Origin of the sequence: Emticicia sp. W12TSBA100-4 (assembly GCF_040253585.1) — a bacterium.
In the GTDB taxonomy this organism is placed as follows: Bacteria; Bacteroidota; Bacteroidia; order Cytophagales; family Spirosomataceae; genus Emticicia.
This window is the reverse complement of record NZ_JBELAU010000009.1, coordinates 119421-137403: the sequence shown is the minus strand read 5'-3', so window position 1 is coordinate 137403 and position 17983 is coordinate 119421. Positions and strand designations below refer to the sequence as shown.

The 17983-nt window shown below is 38.1% G+C and carries 15 protein-coding genes; 8 read left to right on the top strand and 7 right to left on the bottom strand.

What is annotated here, in order from left to right; translation table 11 throughout:
* Positions 1–62: 62 nt before the first annotated feature.
* Entirely contained in the window at positions 63–413 is a 351-nt protein-coding gene (locus tag ABR854_RS14500) for a YraN family protein (protein ID WP_350266131.1), read from the bottom strand.
* 83 nt (positions 414–496) lie between these two features.
* Entirely contained in the window at positions 497–1156 is a 660-nt protein-coding gene (locus tag ABR854_RS14495) for a phosphatidylserine decarboxylase family protein (protein ID WP_350266130.1), read from the bottom strand.
* A 143-nt stretch (positions 1157–1299) separates the two neighbouring features.
* Here ABR854_RS14495 and ABR854_RS14490 point away from each other — a divergent pair, with 143 nt between their 5' ends.
* The 3 genes from ABR854_RS14490 to ABR854_RS14480 all read left to right on the top strand — a co-directional run bounded on the left by ABR854_RS14490 (position 1300) and on the right by ABR854_RS14480 (position 5302).
* Positions 1300–3882: a tetratricopeptide repeat protein gene (locus ABR854_RS14490; protein WP_350266129.1), complete on the top strand. Its 2583-nt coding sequence runs from the start codon at positions 1300–1302 to the stop codon at positions 3880–3882.
* Between the two features lie 83 nt (positions 3883–3965).
* Positions 3966–4703: an ABC transporter ATP-binding protein gene (locus tag ABR854_RS14485; RefSeq protein ID WP_350266128.1), complete on the top strand. Its 738-nt coding sequence runs from the start codon at positions 3966–3968 to the stop codon at positions 4701–4703.
* Positions 4704–4816: 113 nt separating this feature from the next.
* Positions 4817–5302 carry a DUF2911 domain-containing protein gene (locus ABR854_RS14480; RefSeq protein WP_350266127.1) on the top strand — a complete coding sequence of 162 codons (486 nt, stop codon included), beginning with the start codon at positions 4817–4819 and terminating at the stop codon, positions 5300–5302.
* 115 nt (positions 5303–5417) lie between these two features.
* On the opposite strand, the gene ABR854_RS14475 is transcribed toward ABR854_RS14480, so the two are convergent.
* The 3 genes from ABR854_RS14475 to ABR854_RS14465 form a co-directional block, all read right to left on the bottom strand.
* The gene (locus ABR854_RS14475; RefSeq protein ID WP_350266126.1) at positions 5418–7550 is read right to left on the bottom strand and encodes a S9 family peptidase; all 2133 of its coding nucleotides are present in this window, start codon (positions 7548–7550) and stop codon (positions 5418–5420) included.
* A gap of 41 nt (positions 7551–7591) precedes the next feature.
* Entirely contained in the window at positions 7592–8416 is an 825-nt protein-coding gene (locus tag ABR854_RS14470) for an SdiA-regulated domain-containing protein (protein ID WP_350266125.1), read from the bottom strand.
* A gap of 106 nt (positions 8417–8522) precedes the next feature.
* Positions 8523–8744: a DUF2795 domain-containing protein gene (locus tag ABR854_RS14465; RefSeq protein ID WP_015028821.1), complete on the bottom strand. Its 222-nt coding sequence runs from the start codon at positions 8742–8744 to the stop codon at positions 8523–8525.
* Positions 8745–8966: 222 nt separating this feature from the next.
* On the opposite strand from ABR854_RS14465, the gene ABR854_RS14460 reads away from it, so the two are divergent.
* The gene (locus ABR854_RS14460; RefSeq protein ID WP_350266124.1) at positions 8967–9305 is read left to right on the top strand and encodes an L-rhamnose mutarotase; all 339 of its coding nucleotides are present in this window, start codon (positions 8967–8969) and stop codon (positions 9303–9305) included.
* A gap of 64 nt (positions 9306–9369) precedes the next feature.
* Here ABR854_RS14460 and ABR854_RS14455 read toward each other — a convergent pair whose 3' ends face one another.
* The gene (locus ABR854_RS14455; protein WP_350266123.1) at positions 9370–11880 is read right to left on the bottom strand and encodes a PspC domain-containing protein; all 2511 of its coding nucleotides are present in this window, start codon (positions 11878–11880) and stop codon (positions 9370–9372) included.
* Positions 11881–11986: 106 nt separating this feature from the next.
* Positions 11987–12316, bottom strand: a complete 330-nt coding sequence (locus ABR854_RS14450) for a PadR family transcriptional regulator (RefSeq protein ID WP_350266122.1) — start codon at positions 12314–12316, stop codon at positions 11987–11989.
* Between the two features lie 282 nt (positions 12317–12598).
* Here ABR854_RS14450 and ABR854_RS14445 point away from each other — a divergent pair, with 282 nt between their 5' ends.
* The 4 genes from ABR854_RS14445 to ABR854_RS14430 all read left to right on the top strand — a co-directional run bounded on the left by ABR854_RS14445 (position 12599) and on the right by ABR854_RS14430 (position 17983).
* Positions 12599–13924 carry a sensor histidine kinase gene (locus tag ABR854_RS14445; RefSeq protein WP_350266121.1) on the top strand — a complete coding sequence of 442 codons (1326 nt, stop codon included), beginning with the start codon at positions 12599–12601 and terminating at the stop codon, positions 13922–13924.
* Positions 13925–14086: 162 nt separating this feature from the next.
* Entirely contained in the window at positions 14087–15412 is a 1326-nt protein-coding gene (locus ABR854_RS14440; protein ID WP_350266120.1) for a vanadium-dependent haloperoxidase, read from the top strand.
* 268 nt (positions 15413–15680) lie between these two features.
* Positions 15681–16106 (top strand): Hsp20/alpha crystallin family protein, encoded by a 426-nt coding sequence (locus ABR854_RS14435; RefSeq protein WP_350266119.1) that lies wholly within the window; start codon positions 15681–15683, stop codon positions 16104–16106.
* A 344-nt stretch (positions 16107–16450) separates the two neighbouring features.
* Positions 16451–17983, top strand: coding sequence for a Do family serine endopeptidase (locus tag ABR854_RS14430; RefSeq protein WP_350266118.1), 1533 nt, complete (start codon positions 16451–16453; stop codon positions 17981–17983).

The following is a 17983-nucleotide window of genomic DNA, read 5'->3' as shown; positions in this document are numbered from 1 at the left end:
TAAACTTAGCAGATACTGGAGTGAAAGTGTTGGAAAAATTAAGAATGTAGAGTTAAGAATTTTTAGAAAAACGCATCTTCAAAGTGCATAATTTCAAATTTCTCGCCCACAGTTATGGCAATAATGTCGAAACGAACATTTCCGTGCCAATCGTGTTCGTAAATGTAGTTTTCGGCAGTTTTGATAATAAGACTGGCTTTTGCTTTTGAGATAGTTTGTTCGGGAAAGCCATGAGCAACTTCTGACCTCGCCCGAACTTCCACAAAAACTAACCAGCCATCTTTCAGAACAACAATATCTATTTCGCCTTTTCCGTGCGTGTAGTTTTGGTCGAGAATTTCGTAGCCTTTCTTTTCCAAGAATTTGGCCGCCATTGCTTCGGCTTTATTGCCCGTTTCGTTGTGTTCTGCCATTGATTGTAGGACAGGTTTACAACCTGTCAATGACGTAGTTGATAAAAATAACAAAAAAAGACAGGTTAAAAACCTGTCCTACATTACATTAATTCTGCTATTACGGTTTCACCGCCAACGGGCTTATCATCGATGTTGACTAAGATTTTTGCATCCAAAGGCAAGAAAATGTCAATTCTTGAACCAAATTTGATAAATCCAAACTCCGAACCTTGCTCTACGGCTTGTCCTTCTTTTACATACCAGCAAATTCTACGAGCCAAAGCCCCAGCAATTTGGCGGAACAAAACCTCTGTGCCGTTGTGGTGTTTCACGACGATTGTCGTACGTTCGTTTTCGGTGCTTGATTTTGGGTGCCAAGCAACCAAGTATTTTCCTGCGTGATATTTGGCGTAAGTTACAATTCCCGAAATCGGATTGAAATTGATATGCACATTGAGTGGTGACATAAAAATCGAAACCTGACGGCGTGGGCCTTTGAAATATTCAGTTTCTACCACTTCCTCAATTACCACTACTTTGCCATCGGCAGGAGCAATTACGTGCTTTGGATTTTTAACAGTGGTGCGAGTTGGTTTGCGAAAGAATTGAACTACAATCACAAACAAAAATAAACTCACGATGAGCAATAACGTGTGTAAAATTTCTTGTTCGGGTAAAAAATATCTTAATGCCGCATTGGCAGCTAATAGTCCAATAATTGTCAACGAAATCGTTCCTGTGCCTTCCTTATGAAGTGTCATTTTCTGAGCTGTTTAGTTTTTTAGAACCGCAAATATAATCAAACAATGTTTTTACGTTATCTTCACGGCTCAAATATTTATAATGCGTGTGCAAAAGCTGTGGATAAGTTGGTGTTTCACGTGGAAAAACTCTTGATATAATTATGCAAAAACTCTTTTTTTGGCAAAACTGGCCTAAAAATGAACGATTAAGCTTTGTTTTTATTCTTACGATACTTTTTACCTCAATTATATTACTTTCTTTTTACTGGTTCAAAGGTTTAGAAAATGTCATTCACTGGGATATTCTCAGCGAGCTTGACGAAATTCCAGCCGCTTTAGATACATTCTCTGATGGCAGACTGAAGTTTACCATCAACGGAAATGCCTATATTGTCAAAGAGCGTTATCTCGCTTCAATGATGGATATTAACCTTTTGGCAAATCATGTTTTTGCAGTATTATTTATCTTAGGTCTGAATTTACTATTGAGTGCATTTTCGGGTATGAGTCGATATTGGTTTTTGGGTGGAATGGTTCTACTGGCAGGTATTCTGATAACTTTTCATCTCGAAATCGTCTTTAATTCAGTCAATCAACTGCCATTTTTAGTGGCTTTTGGTGCGTTTGCAGGTTTAGCTTTTTACTTCAATACTTTTGCTCCTCAAATCAATGCCTTAAAAAGGTTCTTAGCGTTTCTTGTTTTGAGTACGGCTGCGGCGGCCTTGATTGGCTTTACGGCAAAAGCGACAAACCCAAGTTTGGCAGTTTTTTCTTATGGATTGCTTTCGGCAATTATTCTATCAGCGATTTTTATCTTATTGGTTGCCCACGAAATCTCGGCCAGCTTAGTTTGGGTTGTGTCGAATTCGGGAGTGAAAAATCGCAATCATATTCCTTCGTTCTTAGCAATTTCGAGCATTTATTTGCTCAATGTTCTTTTAATTTACCTCGAAAAATCTCAGTATATAGACTGGAATATTATTTCCATAAATCCAGTAGCTCTTTTTGACATTTCTATGCTTTTGGGAATTTGGGGTTTCAGAGATTATTCGGAGCAATCGAATTTCTTTGATTTTCGGAGCATTGGCTCTTGGTTTTATTTGGGACTGGCCGTTATCACAACCGCTACGATTGGCTATGCCTATGCAACCGCCAACGACCCACTCATCGAAGCTTTCGAGGATTTTATCTCGTATGCTCACGTAGCGATGGGACTTTGCTTTTTCTTTTATGTGCTGATAAACTTTACGCAACCACTTCAAAAAGGTTTGGAAGTGCATAAAGTAATTTACAAACCCAAGTTTTATGAATTGTTACTTTTCAGAATGGCGGCGGTAATTTTGGTTTTCATGCTGATTTCATTCAAAAACTATAATAATTACTTCCAAACCAAAGCGGGCTACTATAATGCCATTGCCGACTATTATACCGCCACCGAAGATTTTCAGGCCGCTGAGACATTTTATAAAGAAGCTTTACATTTTGATATTCGTAACCATAAATCAAATTATGCTTTGGCGTCGTTGGCTCTAAAAAACGGGGATAAAGAAAATACAGGTTTATTTCTGAAAAATGCTTTAGAAAAAAATGCCAGTCCATTTGCGTATGCGGGTTTGAGTAAGGTTTTGCAGGAAAAAGATATGTTCTTCGATGCTCTTTTTACTTTGCGTGAAGGCGTGAGTAAATTCCCGAAGAATCAACAACTTTTAACTAATATTGCTTATCTCTACGAAAAAACAAAAGTGCTTGATTCGACTTTTTATTATCTGAATTTAGCAAAAACAAACTGTTCCGACTGCGATTTGGCGGAATCTAATTTGTTGGCGTATCAATTAAAATATGGAGAAAAAGATTCTCTCTACAAATCATTAAAGGCATCAAATCCAAAACTCGGAGGAGATAATAGAGCAACAAAAAGCATGAGTCTTCGTGCAAATAGGGCTGCTGCCGATAAAATTTTACAGGTGCAGGCAACGACAAATATCGAATTAACAAAAGATTCTGCCATTAACGTAAGCCAATTTGCCTTGCTTTATAATTTATCGTCGTTTAATAATACCATGTTTCCGTATTCGAGTAAAGATTTACAGAATATTCAGCGAAAAGAAACAAACAACGATTTCTTTGAAGATTTGGAGTTTGCTATTTCTTGCCGAAATTATTTCAGCGAAAATAAACTTGAAGGGTTGAAACAACTGGCTGTTTTGGCCAATGATTCAACCAAACATAAGCCTTTGTATAATCAAGTAGCTGGAATGTGGTTTTTGCAACAAGGCGTGTATGATAAAGCGGTGGAATTACTCAGCAAAGCGGGCGATGTTTCATCGGTTGAAGTTTTACAAAAACAAAATTATCAACAAACAATTGCCGACTTCCAAAAAGAAAAGTCTGAGGAAATATTTAAAACTGCATTAACTAAAAAAGCTGACTTTGATAAGATTTTGCAGGAAAATCCCCTAAATCCTTATGTTTTGAGTAAAGTCACGGATTTTTATAACAATACGCTCAAAAAGCCTAACGATGCTTATAATTTCGTTTTCAGAGCGGCGGAGTTAAACGATACTTCCGCCGAAATTTGGAAGTTATACACACTACAATCGCTCAAAATTGGCTTGACCGACTACGTGGCCGATGGTTTAGCAAAAGTACAACAACTAAGTAGCCCTGCCGATTATCAAGCATTTCTTTCCATCTATCAAGCCCAAAAAGCATTGATGGAAAAAACAAAGGATGGTTTTGAATAGAATAATATCTTTGAATATTGAATAGTAAAATGAGTGAAAATTACTCGCTCATTCACTCATTCACTCATTCAACATTTCTTCTCATGAAAATTATCGAAACAACCAATATTTCAAAACGCTACATCATGGGTAGCGAAATTATTGACGCCTTAAAATCGGTCACGATTTCGGTCGATAAAGGTGAATATGTAGCATTTATGGGGCCTTCGGGGTCGGGCAAATCTACCTTGATGAATATTATTGGTTGTTTGGACTCCCCAACGGGTGGACGCTATGTTTTGAACAACAATGACGTAAGTCGTATGAGCGAAAACGAACTGGCCGAAGTCCGAAATAAAGAAATTGGTTTCGTTTTTCAGACATTTAACTTGCTTCCTCGTCAGTCAGCCCTCGAAAACGTGGCTTTGCCTTTGATTTATGCGGGATATACAAAATCGCAGAGAACTGAAAAAGCCATGCTCGCTCTCAAAAATGTTGGTCTTGATAATCGAGCTCATCACAAACCTAATGAGCTTTCGGGTGGTCAACGCCAGCGTGTAGCCATTGCTCGTGCGTTGGTAAATGACCCAAGTATTCTATTGGCCGATGAGCCGACAGGTAACTTAGATACGAAAACTTCTTACGAAATCATGGAGTTGTTCGACCAACTATATTCCAAAGGAAATACCATCGTAATGGTTACGCACGAAGAAGATATTGCCAAATATTCGCATCGAATCATTCGTTTGCGTGATGGGTTATTGGAATCAGACAAAATAAATCCAGAACCAACCAATCCACGAGAAATGGCTAAACTTTATGCTCAAAAAGTAAAAGAATAAAGCATTTATCCATTTAATCAAAAAGCGTGGGATTATTTTTATAAAAACTAACATATTTCAAACTAAAATACATTCTTTATCGTTTATAACCATATATCACAAATCTAACTTGTATGAAAAAAGTATTATCATTTTTATCATTAATGCTGGTTGTCAGCACATTATCATTTGCACAAAGCCCAAGAGTTTCAGCTGAAAGTACGAATGTAAAAGTTTCTTACGGTCAACCTTCTAAAAAAGGTCGTGTGATTTTTGGTGGATTAGAAAAGTTTGGAACAGTATGGCGTACTGGTGCTAATGAAGCAACCGAAATCACCTTCAAAAAAGATGTAAAATTTGGTGGTAAATCTGTGAAAGCAGGTACTTATTCTTTATTCTCAAAATTAGGTGAGAAAGAGTGGACTATCATCTTGAATAGCGAATTAAAACAATGGGGTTCATACGGATACGATAAAATCAAAGATAAAAACGTAGCCGAAGTTACAGTTCCTGTAAAAACATTAAAAGACGTAGTAGAGAAACTTACAATCACTACTGACGACAAGACTTTAACCATTTCCTGGGATACGACGAGTGTGAGCGTACCTATGGAGTTTTAGGGTTTAGGTAAGTGTAGTAATAAAAAGCCGAGGTTTTGCCTCGGCTTTTTTTGTGGCTTGTTCATTTTGTTCGTTCTTCGCTCCCTGAGCGTAGTCGAAGGGAACGAAACGTCATTTACTTCTTCCCAACAAATCTTTCAAAAAACTCATAAATGCGTAGCATACGGTCGATTCTTTGGCGTACATTTCCTGTGCGTGAAAGCTCGTGCGTGCCACCAGGCATTCTTACGTATTCTACTTCTTTGCCCATGATTTTCATTGATTTATACATCATTTCGCTCTGAATGACGCCCGTGCGAAGGTCGTTTTCGCCGTGTTTGATGAGCAATGGTGTACGAATTTTATCAACGAATGTATAAGGAGAGTTGGTTTCTAAGACTTTTTCTTGCGTATCATTCCACGGATAATTGAAATAACTCGGAATCAAACGCCATGCGTTTCCTTCACCTAAGAATGTAGTGAGGTCATACACACCACGTTGAGCAAAAGCTGCTTTGAAACGATGGTCGTGAGCTACAATCCAAGCGGTCAGATAACCTGCATACGAGCCACCTGTGATAACTTGACGAGAAGTATCAACCCATGATGCTTTGGCTGCATCAGTTGCCGCTGCGAGTACATCTTCGGTTGGGCCAGTTCCCCAATCTTTGATATTAGCACGCAAGAAATCTAAACCATAACCGCCCGAACCACGTGGATTGGCATAAACCACACCATAGCCTTGCGAACAAAAGTACTGATGCTCATGCCACATCGAAAACTCGCCTGGCCCCCACATGGCGGTTGGACCTCCGTGCATGTTCAATAAAAGTGGATATTTTTTGCCCGCTTCTAAATTAGTTGGCTTCATTATCCAATATTCTACTTTTTGGCCTTTTGAGTTGGTATAAGTTCGTTTTTCTGGAAAACTTAAAGCTTTATTCTTTACCCAATCATTTACCGAAGTCAATTTCACAGGATTTTTCATCTGTAAATCGGCCACATAAAGCTCATTTGGATTGGCAACTTCGGTTTTTGAATAAAGAATTTTATCGGCCGATAAATCAAAACCTAAAATTCCTGACTCAAAATCAGTTAATTGCTCCACTTTTTTACTTGCAACATCAACTCTATAAATCGGCTGTCCACCGTTTGATTGTGCTGTAAAATAAACATATTTCATGTCTTTCGACCAAGTTAGTCCACCAACCGAGCGGTCAAACTTGATTAATTGTGGATTCGAGCCATCGGCTTTGGCAATATACAATTCACCAATATTTACGCCTTGCGAATTTGATTTTGTATAAACAATGCTTTTTCCATCGGGCGACCAAGTTACACCACCGAATGATTTACCTTTTTCGCCCAAAAGTACTTTACGATTCGAGCCATCGGGATTTATTACTAAAATTCTATTATCTTGTTCACGGTCTGGGTGGAGTAATGAATCGAGGGCTGTTTGTACTGCAATTTGTCCATCTTGTAGCCATGCTCCACCGCCATAACTTCTAAAACCTGTAGTGAGGGGCGTAGCTTTTGCACCTTCTTTTACTTCGATTGTGTAGATATGCGAAAAATTCAACTCTGGCTGAGTAGTAGCTTCGCCTTGAAAAGTAAGACGATTGATAACCTTCGCTTTTTTATCTTCGACATCTTTCTCTAAATAAGCTCTGATTTCTTCGATTGTACCATCGGGATTTGGTTTTACGCCTTTGGCAGGTTTTAAAAATTCATTTTTAGCAAAACCAGGTTTTTCTAACGACCAAGCAGGAATACCTTTCGAAGGATTCAGTACAGAATCTTTCAAGAGTTCGGTCAGAGAAAGTCCCACACTAAATGAAATTTTTAAACCATCTTTCGACCAGTTCGGATTTGAAGCACCGTATTTTGAATCAGTTAGCTGAAAAGCCTCACCACCATCAAGCGGCATCACGAAAATCTGCGATTTACCTTTTACATTTCGAGCAAAAGCAATTTGTTTACTATCAGGCGACCACGATGCACTACCCACGCTTTCAGTTCCACGGGTAATTTGCTTAACTGTCTGAAAATCAGTCAAAAATAAATGGGTGCGGTAGTCGTATTCGAGTTTGTTTTCTTCGCTTGGTTCGGAAGTTCGCAGCGAGTAAATGGCTTTTTTTCCATCGGGAGCGATACTAATAGAACCAATTTGTTTAATTCGAGTAAGGTCTGTTACTAATACTTTTTCTTTGCCAATTTGGGCAAAAACTAAGTTTGAGATGAAGATAAGGGTTAGAATTATTCTCATAATTGATTGTTTTTGAAGTTTACTTGGTAAAAGTACGAAATTTAGTTTTTCAGGTAATCAAACTTTAAAATATAACCGTTTGCATCTGTGCCTTCTGATGAAATATATAAATCGCCATTGGGTGTGAAGCAAATACCTTCGGGCTGAACGAAAGTTTCGGGGTCGAGTTCGATGAGGGTATTTTTTTCTCCTTCGGGTGATAAAATCAAGAGTTTTTTTCCTTGTGAAGAAATTACAAAAACTTCGCCTGTAATTGGGTGTACGGCAATGCCCGACGGTGCAAATGTTTTCTTTCCATCGCTTCCTTTTATCATATCTTCGTTGATAGTCAGATATTTATCAAATTTTTCGGTACTTAGCGAGTAAGAATAAATGGTCTTTTTATCGTTTTTATCCTTGTCTTTTTCTTTCGTTACGAGCAAAAGGCTTCGGGTTTGTGGGTGATAACTCAGTCCTTCGTATTCTTTTACGTCTTTATCTGAGCAATCAATTTTTCTTTCCGAGCCATCGCTAATTCGGAAACCTTTGATTTTACCATTGCTTTTCATGATAAAAATCTCGTCATCAACCACCTCAATGCCTTCATAGTCGCCGTTTTTACCAATGTCGATTGTTTCTGTAACCTTCTGCGAAGTTAAATTGTAGATAAAAACTGTGCCTTTTTCATCGTTTACGCAGGCAAGCTGATTTTCTTTGTAGAACGATAAACCCGAAATTTCTTTCAAACTTGTAGGCATTTCCATTTTTAAAGTTGGCTTTTCAATCGAATAGTTAAAGGTATATGGTTCGCCTTTTTTCTTCGGAAAACAAGCAATAACAATCAGTATAATGACCAAAACAACGGCAATGCCTTGAAGAATATTCATTTTCAATGGATTAAGGGTGTAAAACAACAAAGCAACAACCAGACGAAACTGATTGTTGCTTTGCAAACTAACGAATAATTTATGCTAACGAATCATGAATTCGTGCTTAATATTCGTCTTCATTAAAGAAAAAGTCATCTTTGGTCGGATAATCGGGCCAAATCTCCTCAATGCTCTCGTACGGCTGCCCGTCGTCTTCAAGTTCTTGTAGGTTTTCAATAACTTCAATGGGTGCTCCCGAACGAATCGAAAAATCTATCAACTCATCTTTTGTAGCGGGCCACGGAGCGTCCTCTAAATACGACGCAAGTTCGAGTGTCCAATACATAGTCTATATTCCTTTTTAGTGTTACAAAAAATTTAAGGCTGCAAAAGTATAACAAAAATTTACTTCTCAAATGAAATAACGAAAAAATCTATTTAATTTCAAACGTTTTTTACGAAAAATATTGTAGAAAATAGAAAAAACATTTCCAGTCAATAACAAAAACTCTGATTATCAATTAATTATATCTAAAAAAAGTATTCAAAAAATCCCCCATTTTTTCTAATGAAACGCTTCACCCTTGCTCTTGATTTAGTCGATGACCCAGTTTTAATTGCCGAATATGAAAAATTACACGAACGTATAGCCGACGACATAGCCAAGAGCATTACGGATGCTGGAATTACCGAAATGGAAATTTACAGAATTGGCAATCGTTTATTTATGATTATGGAAACCGACGATGATTTTTCGTTTGAAAGAAAATCAGAAATGGATGCCAATAATCCTAAAGTTCAGGCATGGGAAGCATTTGTTTGGAAATATCAACAGGCACTCCCAATGGCCAAACCTGGTGAAAAATGGCTAATTATGAAGCAGATTTTCAAACTAACGAACCAATAAACAAAATGAGTGAATAAGGCTCGAAGCATATTCACTCATTCTATCATTTCATTCGCTCAATGTTTTACTCTCGGCTTATTTTGCTTGCACCGCTGGTGTTTGAGTCAAAATCTTTTACTTTTCCGAAACTGATATGACTTGCACCGCTGGCATCGGCTCTGGCTTGGTTGATTTCCATGCGTTTGGCATTGATGTGGCAAGCTCCCGAAATATCCATGTTTACTTTTTCGGCTGTGCCTCTTAAATCTGCTTTTGAAGCACCTGAAGCATCGAACTCAATTTTACGAACCTCCACATCAATCGCCGCTTTTGATGCTCCAGTAAGCTCGATGTCTAAATCTCGGTTTTTATCTTTAAATCCTAAAACTTTGATAGTAGATGCTCCCGAAATATCAAGGCCTTCGAGCGATGGCATCGTGATGTTGATCCTAATGGTTTCGTGTCTTCTACTAAACGAAAACTTATCTTTGTGGCCGATTTCGAGGGTATTATTACGAACTTCAAAATCAATATCATCCAAATCGTTTTGGTCGTCGGTATCGGCAATTACTTCAAAAGAGTTTCCTTTACGAATCGTCACGACAAATGCTCCACCTACTTCTACTTTGTCAAACCCATTCACCTCAAATTTCTTTTCATGTTGTCCTTTTTCTTCAAAAACACCATAATCAAAGGCTGAGTCGTCGTCGTCATCGTAGTTGTTATCTCTGAGAGCTTCACGTTCTTCATCGCTGAGTTTTGGACAATCACGGCACACCATACCCGAATCACGCTTCATTACATACGTGTATTTGTCAACATCATCGCCATCAATATCGAAATCATGTTTATTCCAATCTCTACGATATACACTGTAATAAAAACTCTTCGTTAACTTAAATGGCTTATCGTAAGGTACGTAGAGTGTCATTTCGAGGTCTTGTCCACGGAAACGAGCGTTTTCTGGTAAAGTTATGTTTTGGTCGAAAGTCAATGTCGAATCTTTTTGAGCAATGTTATAGACAATCGCCTTTGCGAAACCTTCAGCTTCGGCTCTCGTGCGTCCTGATGACTCGAAACGTTGTTCGAGTTTCAAATCTGTTCCTTCATAGCCTTCTACATTTACTTTTACATCATCTTCGATACGAATTTCGTCGAAATCATTATCGTAGTTATTGTTGGCATCAAGCACTAAGGTTTGTCCTGCAAGCGTATAAGGGAAGTTTTTAGTTTGTTCAAAACGTCCTTTTTTCTTGAAGTTAAGAGCATACTTTGTTGCTAAAATGCCTGTTCCCATCAAACCAGCTAACCAAAGTCCCAAGAGCGAAATCCAAAAATTACGATTCCCGATTCTTCTATTTGAAAGTAAGGTCAAACCCGTCAGCAAAAGTGCTAAGAAAGGTGTAAACATGGCCAAGAAAGCAAAGAAACCAGCCATTGGGTGAATATCTTGCGAGAAGATTTTGAAAGGACTATTATCAAAGAACTCGGTTCCTTCAATTCCTGACGTCACGCCAAAGAATGCTGCAACGGCCGCCACGATGCCAACAATCATTGCTAAAGAAAACAACATCAACATGACACCCGCCAAAACTCTGGCAACTGGCCCGAGGTGTTTTAAAACTTCGCCCAAAGCCTTGATAACCAAACCTACTAAACGGAAAGGGAATAAAAGGATTTTTGTAAGAGCGTTTTCTGGAGCATTTTTATCAACATTGATGCTTTCTTTGATATTGGTTTCGATGTTAGAAAGTGTAACTGGCTCGCCTTTCATTTCCATTTTTTGTGTGAGGGTCTGAGCTTTTGGTGCTACAATCCAGAGGATAATGTATGCCAAGAAACCCGTTCCGAATAAAAACACACTCAACACAAAAAGCAAACGAATAACTGTAATGTCAACTCCAAAATAAGCAGCTAAACCACTACAAACACCGCCTAAAACTTTATTATCATTATCACGGTAGAATTTCTTGATTTTTTTGTCTTCGTCGAGGTTAAAGTTTGGCGGGAAAACTACCCAACAAACAAAATAGCCTAAGAAAACAAAGCCTGAAATTGGTCCGAGGTCGTCATCAATTGGTGGTAAACCTAAGAACAACAACAAGAAAACAATTCTTGCCCAAACCACATCAATATTGAAATAATGTGCCAAACCAGCTAAAACACCGCCCAAAGCTTTACGTTTTACATCACGATAAAGACGTTTTGGTTGAGCTGTTTTAAAACTATCAGATTCTTGGCTTCCTGCTGTTGACTGATTAGGGTTAACTGTTGACTGCGAACTGTCTGCTGTTGACTGAGAAGTGTTTCTCAAATCTTCTTCTTCTTCGATTGCTTCAAAGTCTGCCACACTACCCATTGATTTGATGAGGTCGTTTACGCCTTCATGCGTAATAACTGGCTGGCTTTCAGATTTTTGATTTGTCCAGAATTTTTCGGCAATACGAGCCTCAATATCCGAAACAATCTCTTGGCTGCCTTCATACGAAGCAAAGTATTGTTTTATAGAAGCTAAGTAAGCGTTTAGTTTTTCGTAGGCATCTTCTTCGATATTGAAAACCATGCCTGCTATATTTATTTGTATAGTCTTTTTCATTGTCTTATTTATAAAAAAATCGTTCGCTGTTAGATGCTTGATTTAGGGTAATTAGATTAGGTGATTTCGAGTGAATAAAACTGAAAGCCCGAAAATCAGATTTTAATTATTTCTTGCTTATAATTGTTGTAACTGACTCGGCGAGTTCGTTCCAAGTATTGTTCAAGTTTTCTAAAAACATTAGCCCTGTATCAGTCAATACGTAGTATTTACGTGGCGGGCCTGAAGTTGATTCTACCCATTTATAGTCGAGCAAGCCTGCGTTTTTCAGACGAGTCAATAAAGGGTAAAGCGTACCTTCAACAACCATTATTTTGGCGTTGATAAGTTCGTAGAGAATTTCGGAGGCGTAAATCTCACCCCTCGAAATTATATGCAGAATGCAGTACTCCAAAATCCCTTTCCGCATCTGCACTTGGGCATTTTCTAAATCCATATTTTTAATCCCTTATCTTTCAAAAGGGGGAATTTAAAAAGTTTAAGTTTTCTTTAGTATCAGCAACAGCTTTCTGATGATGACGATACAAAGATATAATAAGGTACTATGCAATGCAAGATACTTGGTTAAAAACTTTTTGATTTTCTGATGAGTGGTAAAAAGAATGTATAAAACTTGTATTTTTGAGGATGGAAATTTTGCTATTATTGACTCTTTTTGCTTTGGTTTGTAAAAAAGCAAGCACCTAAATCTCCATTTTTCAATTTTACAGACAAAATTATGAGACATTTTTCGATTGGAATAATTTGGAGATTAACCATCCTGACATTACTACTGGCCGCTTTTGCGTACTTTGTGCTTCAAAAACAGTGGTTTTTATCATTTTTTATTCTGGTCGGCATCTGCATTAGTTTTTACTTGCTATTCAGCTATGTCACATCCGTCAATCGAAAACTGGCACGTTTCTTTGAATCGGTTCGTTACGCCGATTTTGCCGTAAAATTCAGAGCCGATAATAAACTCGGCAAAAGTTTTGAAGAAGTAAATAATCAACTCAATGGAGTTTTAGATGCTTTCCGCCAAGCCCGTGCCGAAAAAGAAGCAAACTTACACTATATAAATACCATCGTTCAGCATGTAAATGTGGGTTTACTTTCGTTTGATGCTTCGGGCAAAATCGAATTGATTAATAATGCCGCTTTTCGTACTTTAGGTATTTACAGACTTCGTAATATTTCGGAATTAAGCAACAGCGTACATATCGGACTTTACGAAATCCTAAAAGATTTACCTTCGGGTGGCAAAACACTTTACATAACTTCCAACGAACAGCAAATCACGATAAACTCCACGGCCGTTAGCCTTCGAGGAAGAGTCATAAAACTGGTTTCTCTACAAAATATTCAATCCGAACTACAAGAAAAAGAACTCGATGCGTGGCAAAACCTCACAAAAGTGCTTCGTCACGAAATTATGAATTCGGTTACGCCGATTGTTTCGTTGGCCAGTACGATGCGAGAAATTATAGAAATAGATTTATCCGAAAAAACGGAAATTAAAGAAACCGTCGATGATTTGAAAGAAGCTCTCCAGACCATCGAGAACCGTAGTAAAGGCATCATGAATTTTGTGAATGCTTATCGAGAATTTACCACAATTCCGAAGCCAGTTTTTACCGAAATCACCGCCAAGCAGCTCGTTGGAAATCTCACGAATCTGATTTTACCTCAGATAAAAGCCAAAGGAATTAGCCTTCAAACCAACATAAAACAAGATTTTTCGCTCATTGTAGATAACGAACAGATTGACATGGTTTTGATTAATCTGATGAAAAATGCCATCGAAGCAGTAGAAAATAAATTAAATCCAGAAATAAAAATTTCTATTTATCAAGCTGATAATCAAAGATTTATAGAAGTTTCAGACAATGGAAGTGGTATCGAACCCGAAGCCATCGAAAAGATTTTCATTCCGTTTTATACGACCAAAAAGACTGGTTCGGGTATTGGCTTGAGTCTTTCTCGACAAATTATGCAAATTCATGGAGGTAATCTGAAGGTAATTTCTAAAGTAGGCGAAGGCAGTAAGTTTTTGGTTATTTTTTAAGTAGTAATTTTCCAGCAAAAAAGAATTTTAACAAAAGATTCTAAAAAAAACCATGTATTTTTGTGTTTTTATGTAGGACAGGTTTTTAACCTGTTAAATAAAACTGTATTGACAGGTTAAAAACCTGTCCTACAAGTACTTAACCATTTACATTTTTAGAAGATGAAACCTCTTAAACACTTGCTTACGCTCGTATTGATTGTTTTGTTTGCCAATGGCTGTAAGCAAAAAACGTCGGCCGAATACACTCCACAAGTCAACAATCCCGATTTTTATCATGATTGTGTCAATCAACTTACTGACGTAATCGTGCATGATATTTTCACTCCGCCAGTGGCAAGTCGTATTTATTCGTATGCGAATCTTGCTGGATATGAAGCACTCGTTTCGGGCGATAAAGATATGCCTTCGATGGTTGGTAGAATAAAAGACTTCAAAGAAGTGCCAAAAATCGAAGCGGGTAAAGAATATTGCCACCAATTGGCGAGTATTAAGGCGTTTATGACGGTTGCCCGTGGGCTTACGTTTTCGGTTGATAAATATGATGACTTCGAGAAAGCCTTGGATAAAAAATTTGAAACTGCAGGTGTGCCAAGCGATGTTATTGAGCGTTCGGTTGCTTATGGAACTGCCGTAGGAAAAGCGGTTTTAGATTATTCAAAAAAAGATAATTACCCACAAACAAGAGGCTTACGTTATACTTTACAAAACAAACCTGGTACTTGGACTCCAACTCCGCCATCGTATGCCGATGCCATCGAGCCAAATTGGGGTAAAATCAGACCGATGATTATTGATTCGTCTTCGCAGTTCTTGCCACCGCCGCCATTTCCTTATGATTTGGCCAAAACCAGTCCATTCATGAAAGAAGTAACCGAGGTTTATGAAATTGGTAATAAACTTTCAGAAGAAGAAAAACGCATTGCATGGTTTTGGGACGATAACGCTTTCGTGATGAACGTACAAGGTCACGTAATGTTTGCCGATAAAAAAATGACCCCAGGTGGGCACTGGTTGGCTATCGTAAAAACAGTTTGTAAAGATAAGAAAGTAGATTTTGTCAAATCAGTTCAAGCATATCTATTGGTTTCGATGGCTTTGCGTGATGCTTTCATTCAATGTTGGGAAACCAAGTATCGTTTCCATAAAATTCGTCCCGAAACGATTATCAATGCCAGTGTAGATACCAAATGGGTGCCGTTCTTACAAACGCCACCTTTCCCAGAATATACAAGTGGACACAGTACGATTTCGGGAGCATCGGCCGAAGTAATGACTGAGCTATTTGGCGAAAATGTTTCATTTACTGACTCTACCGAGGCCAAGTTTGGCCATGGGGTTGGGCAGTTTAAATCGTTCAATGAAGCTGCCGAACAAGCATCTATCAGTCGTGTGTATGGTGGCATCCACTTCCGTTCGGCTTGCGATGAAGGTTTGGTTGCAGGTAGAAAAATTGGTAAACTTGTGATGCAAAAAGCTAAGAAATAAAAATAGATTTTATTCAATAATAGAAAGGATTTGGCTTCGGTCAAATCCTTTTTTGTTTTTAGGCATTTAAAGTTAATTCTCACTTTCTGCCTTTGAGTCAGTTTGAAAAATTACAAACAAGACAATTTGTCATTATATAATTCTTGGAAAACACAAAATTCGGTCAAAAAGTCCGAAAAAATCAACTGGTACACAAATTGATGAAATGTTTGCGTCGCCACAACGGTGTGGCATAAAAAAGAAACAAACATTAAAATCAATAAAAATCATGGCAACATTAGTAAGAAATTTCGCACCAGTTTTCCCTGCAGTATTAGGTAGTTTTTTAAATGACTTCGAGCGTGTAGCTCCTGCACACACACATTCGTTTCCAGCAGTAAACGTTATCGAAAGTGAAGAAGCTTTCAAAATCGAATTAGCTGCACCGGGTTTGAAGAAAGAAGATTTTAAAGTAAACGTTCACGAAAATACTTTAACTATCTCGACTGAGAAAAAAGAAGAAAGCACCGAGACTGTTGGAAAATACACTCGTAAAGAATTCAATTTCAGTACATTCAAGCGTTCGTTCACTTTACCAAAAACTGTGGATAGCGAAAAAATCGTAGCAACCTACAACGACGGTATCTTAGGCTTAGAACTTCCTAAAAAAGAAGAAGCAAAACCAAAAGAGCCTCGCTTGATTGAAATTGCGTAATTGATAGAACGGGTCTTTAAGCCCCGTTCAAACTTTAAAATAAGGGCAAAATGCAAATCTACTTTGTATTTTGCCCTTTGCATTGATTAAAAGTTATTCCTTAAAATAACCGTTCATAACGCAATAAGATTCGGTTATCCAACGCAACTTACTTTTTCAGTTAAAATTTGTTAAAATTCATCAAATACCCGAATTTACATCAATACTTTTACGTTAAATTTGCATAAAACAAAAACAAGCCTTGTTTCGTTATAAACACAAAACTATTTGAAGAAACATTACTAATAATTGAAAAAAGTCGATTAGATAAATAATATTAACTGTAAAACAACGGCATAGAAAACATGAATAACACAGTAAAAACCATCGGTATTGCTGTTTTGAGCAGTATCGCCACGATTGGAGGTTATCACTTGCTCGGATTGCAAGGAAATAATGTGATTTTTAGTGAGGCATCAAAACCTTCACTCACTCGTTTAGCAAACTACGACGGTCCTGCTGGCGTACCAGGCGATTTTACCTACGCAGCCGAATTATCAACACCATCGGTGGTGCATATCAAAGCAAAGTCGGTACGAGCAGTATCTCAGCAACGCTCAATTTTTGATGATTTCTTCGGTGGCGAAAATCCTTTCGGACAACCTCGTAATCAACAGCAAGAGTCATCGGGTTCGGGCGTTATCATCACTAATGATGGTTATATAGCAACAAACAATCACGTAATCGAAGGTGCAACCGAGTTAGAAGTTGTAACCTCTGACCACAAATCATATACCGCTAAAATCATCGGTACAGACCCTTCGACCGACATTGCGGTTATTAAAATCGAAGGAGGAAAACACCCTGCAATGACTTTTGCCAACTCTGATAACGTAAGAGTAGGCGAATGGGTTTTGGCTGTTGGGAATCCTTTCAACTTAGAATCGACAGTTACAGCGGGTATCGTAAGTGCGAAAGGACGTAGCATTGGTATTTTGGCCGAAAAACAGCAACAACAAATGTATCGTCGTTATGGCGAAGACGGACGTCAAAGAACCAGTGATGCTATTGAATCATTCATCCAAACTGATGCAGCCGTAAACCCTGGTAATAGTGGTGGTGCTTTAGTAAATCTCAAAGGTGAATTGATTGGTATCAATACAGCTATTGCCAGCCCGAATGGTGCTTATGCCGGTTATGCGTTTGCCGTTCCTTCTGAAATTGTAAAGAAAGTAACAGCCGATATTGTAAAATACGGAAACGTACAACGTGGATATTTAGGCATTAATTTGGAAGAATTAAATAGCAAAAAAGCAGAAGAATACAAAACCAAAACCGATGAAGGCATCTATGTGGCCGATGTTGTAGAAAACGGTGCAGCAAAAGCAGCGGGTATCCAAAAAGGTGACGTAATTGTGAAAGTTGATGGAATGGATACTAAGAGCGGCCCGAAATTACAAGAAATGATTGGTCGTAAACGTCCAGGTGAATCAACTCGTGTAACGGTAAATCGTAATGGCTCGTTGAAAGACTTCGAAGTAACTCTTCGTAATCGTGATGGTGGAAAAGACATCGTGAAAAATAACATCGTTTCAGAAAGCAAAGTTCTTGAAAAATTAGGCGTAGAATTGGCCGAACTTTCATCAACTGACAAGCAACGCATGGGTATTCAGGGTGGAGTAATGGTGAAGAAAATCTATGAAGGGGATATTGCTGATTATACACAAATGCGTGAAGGTTTCGTAATTATGAAAGTGGGAGATAAACGCATCAATTCGGCAAATGATTTCAAGGCAGCTATCAAAGAAGCCAAAGAAAATGAAGAAGAAGGCGTAATGATTTGCGGAACTTACCAAAGTTCGGCTCGTACGACCTGCTACGGATTGAGTTTAGAGTAA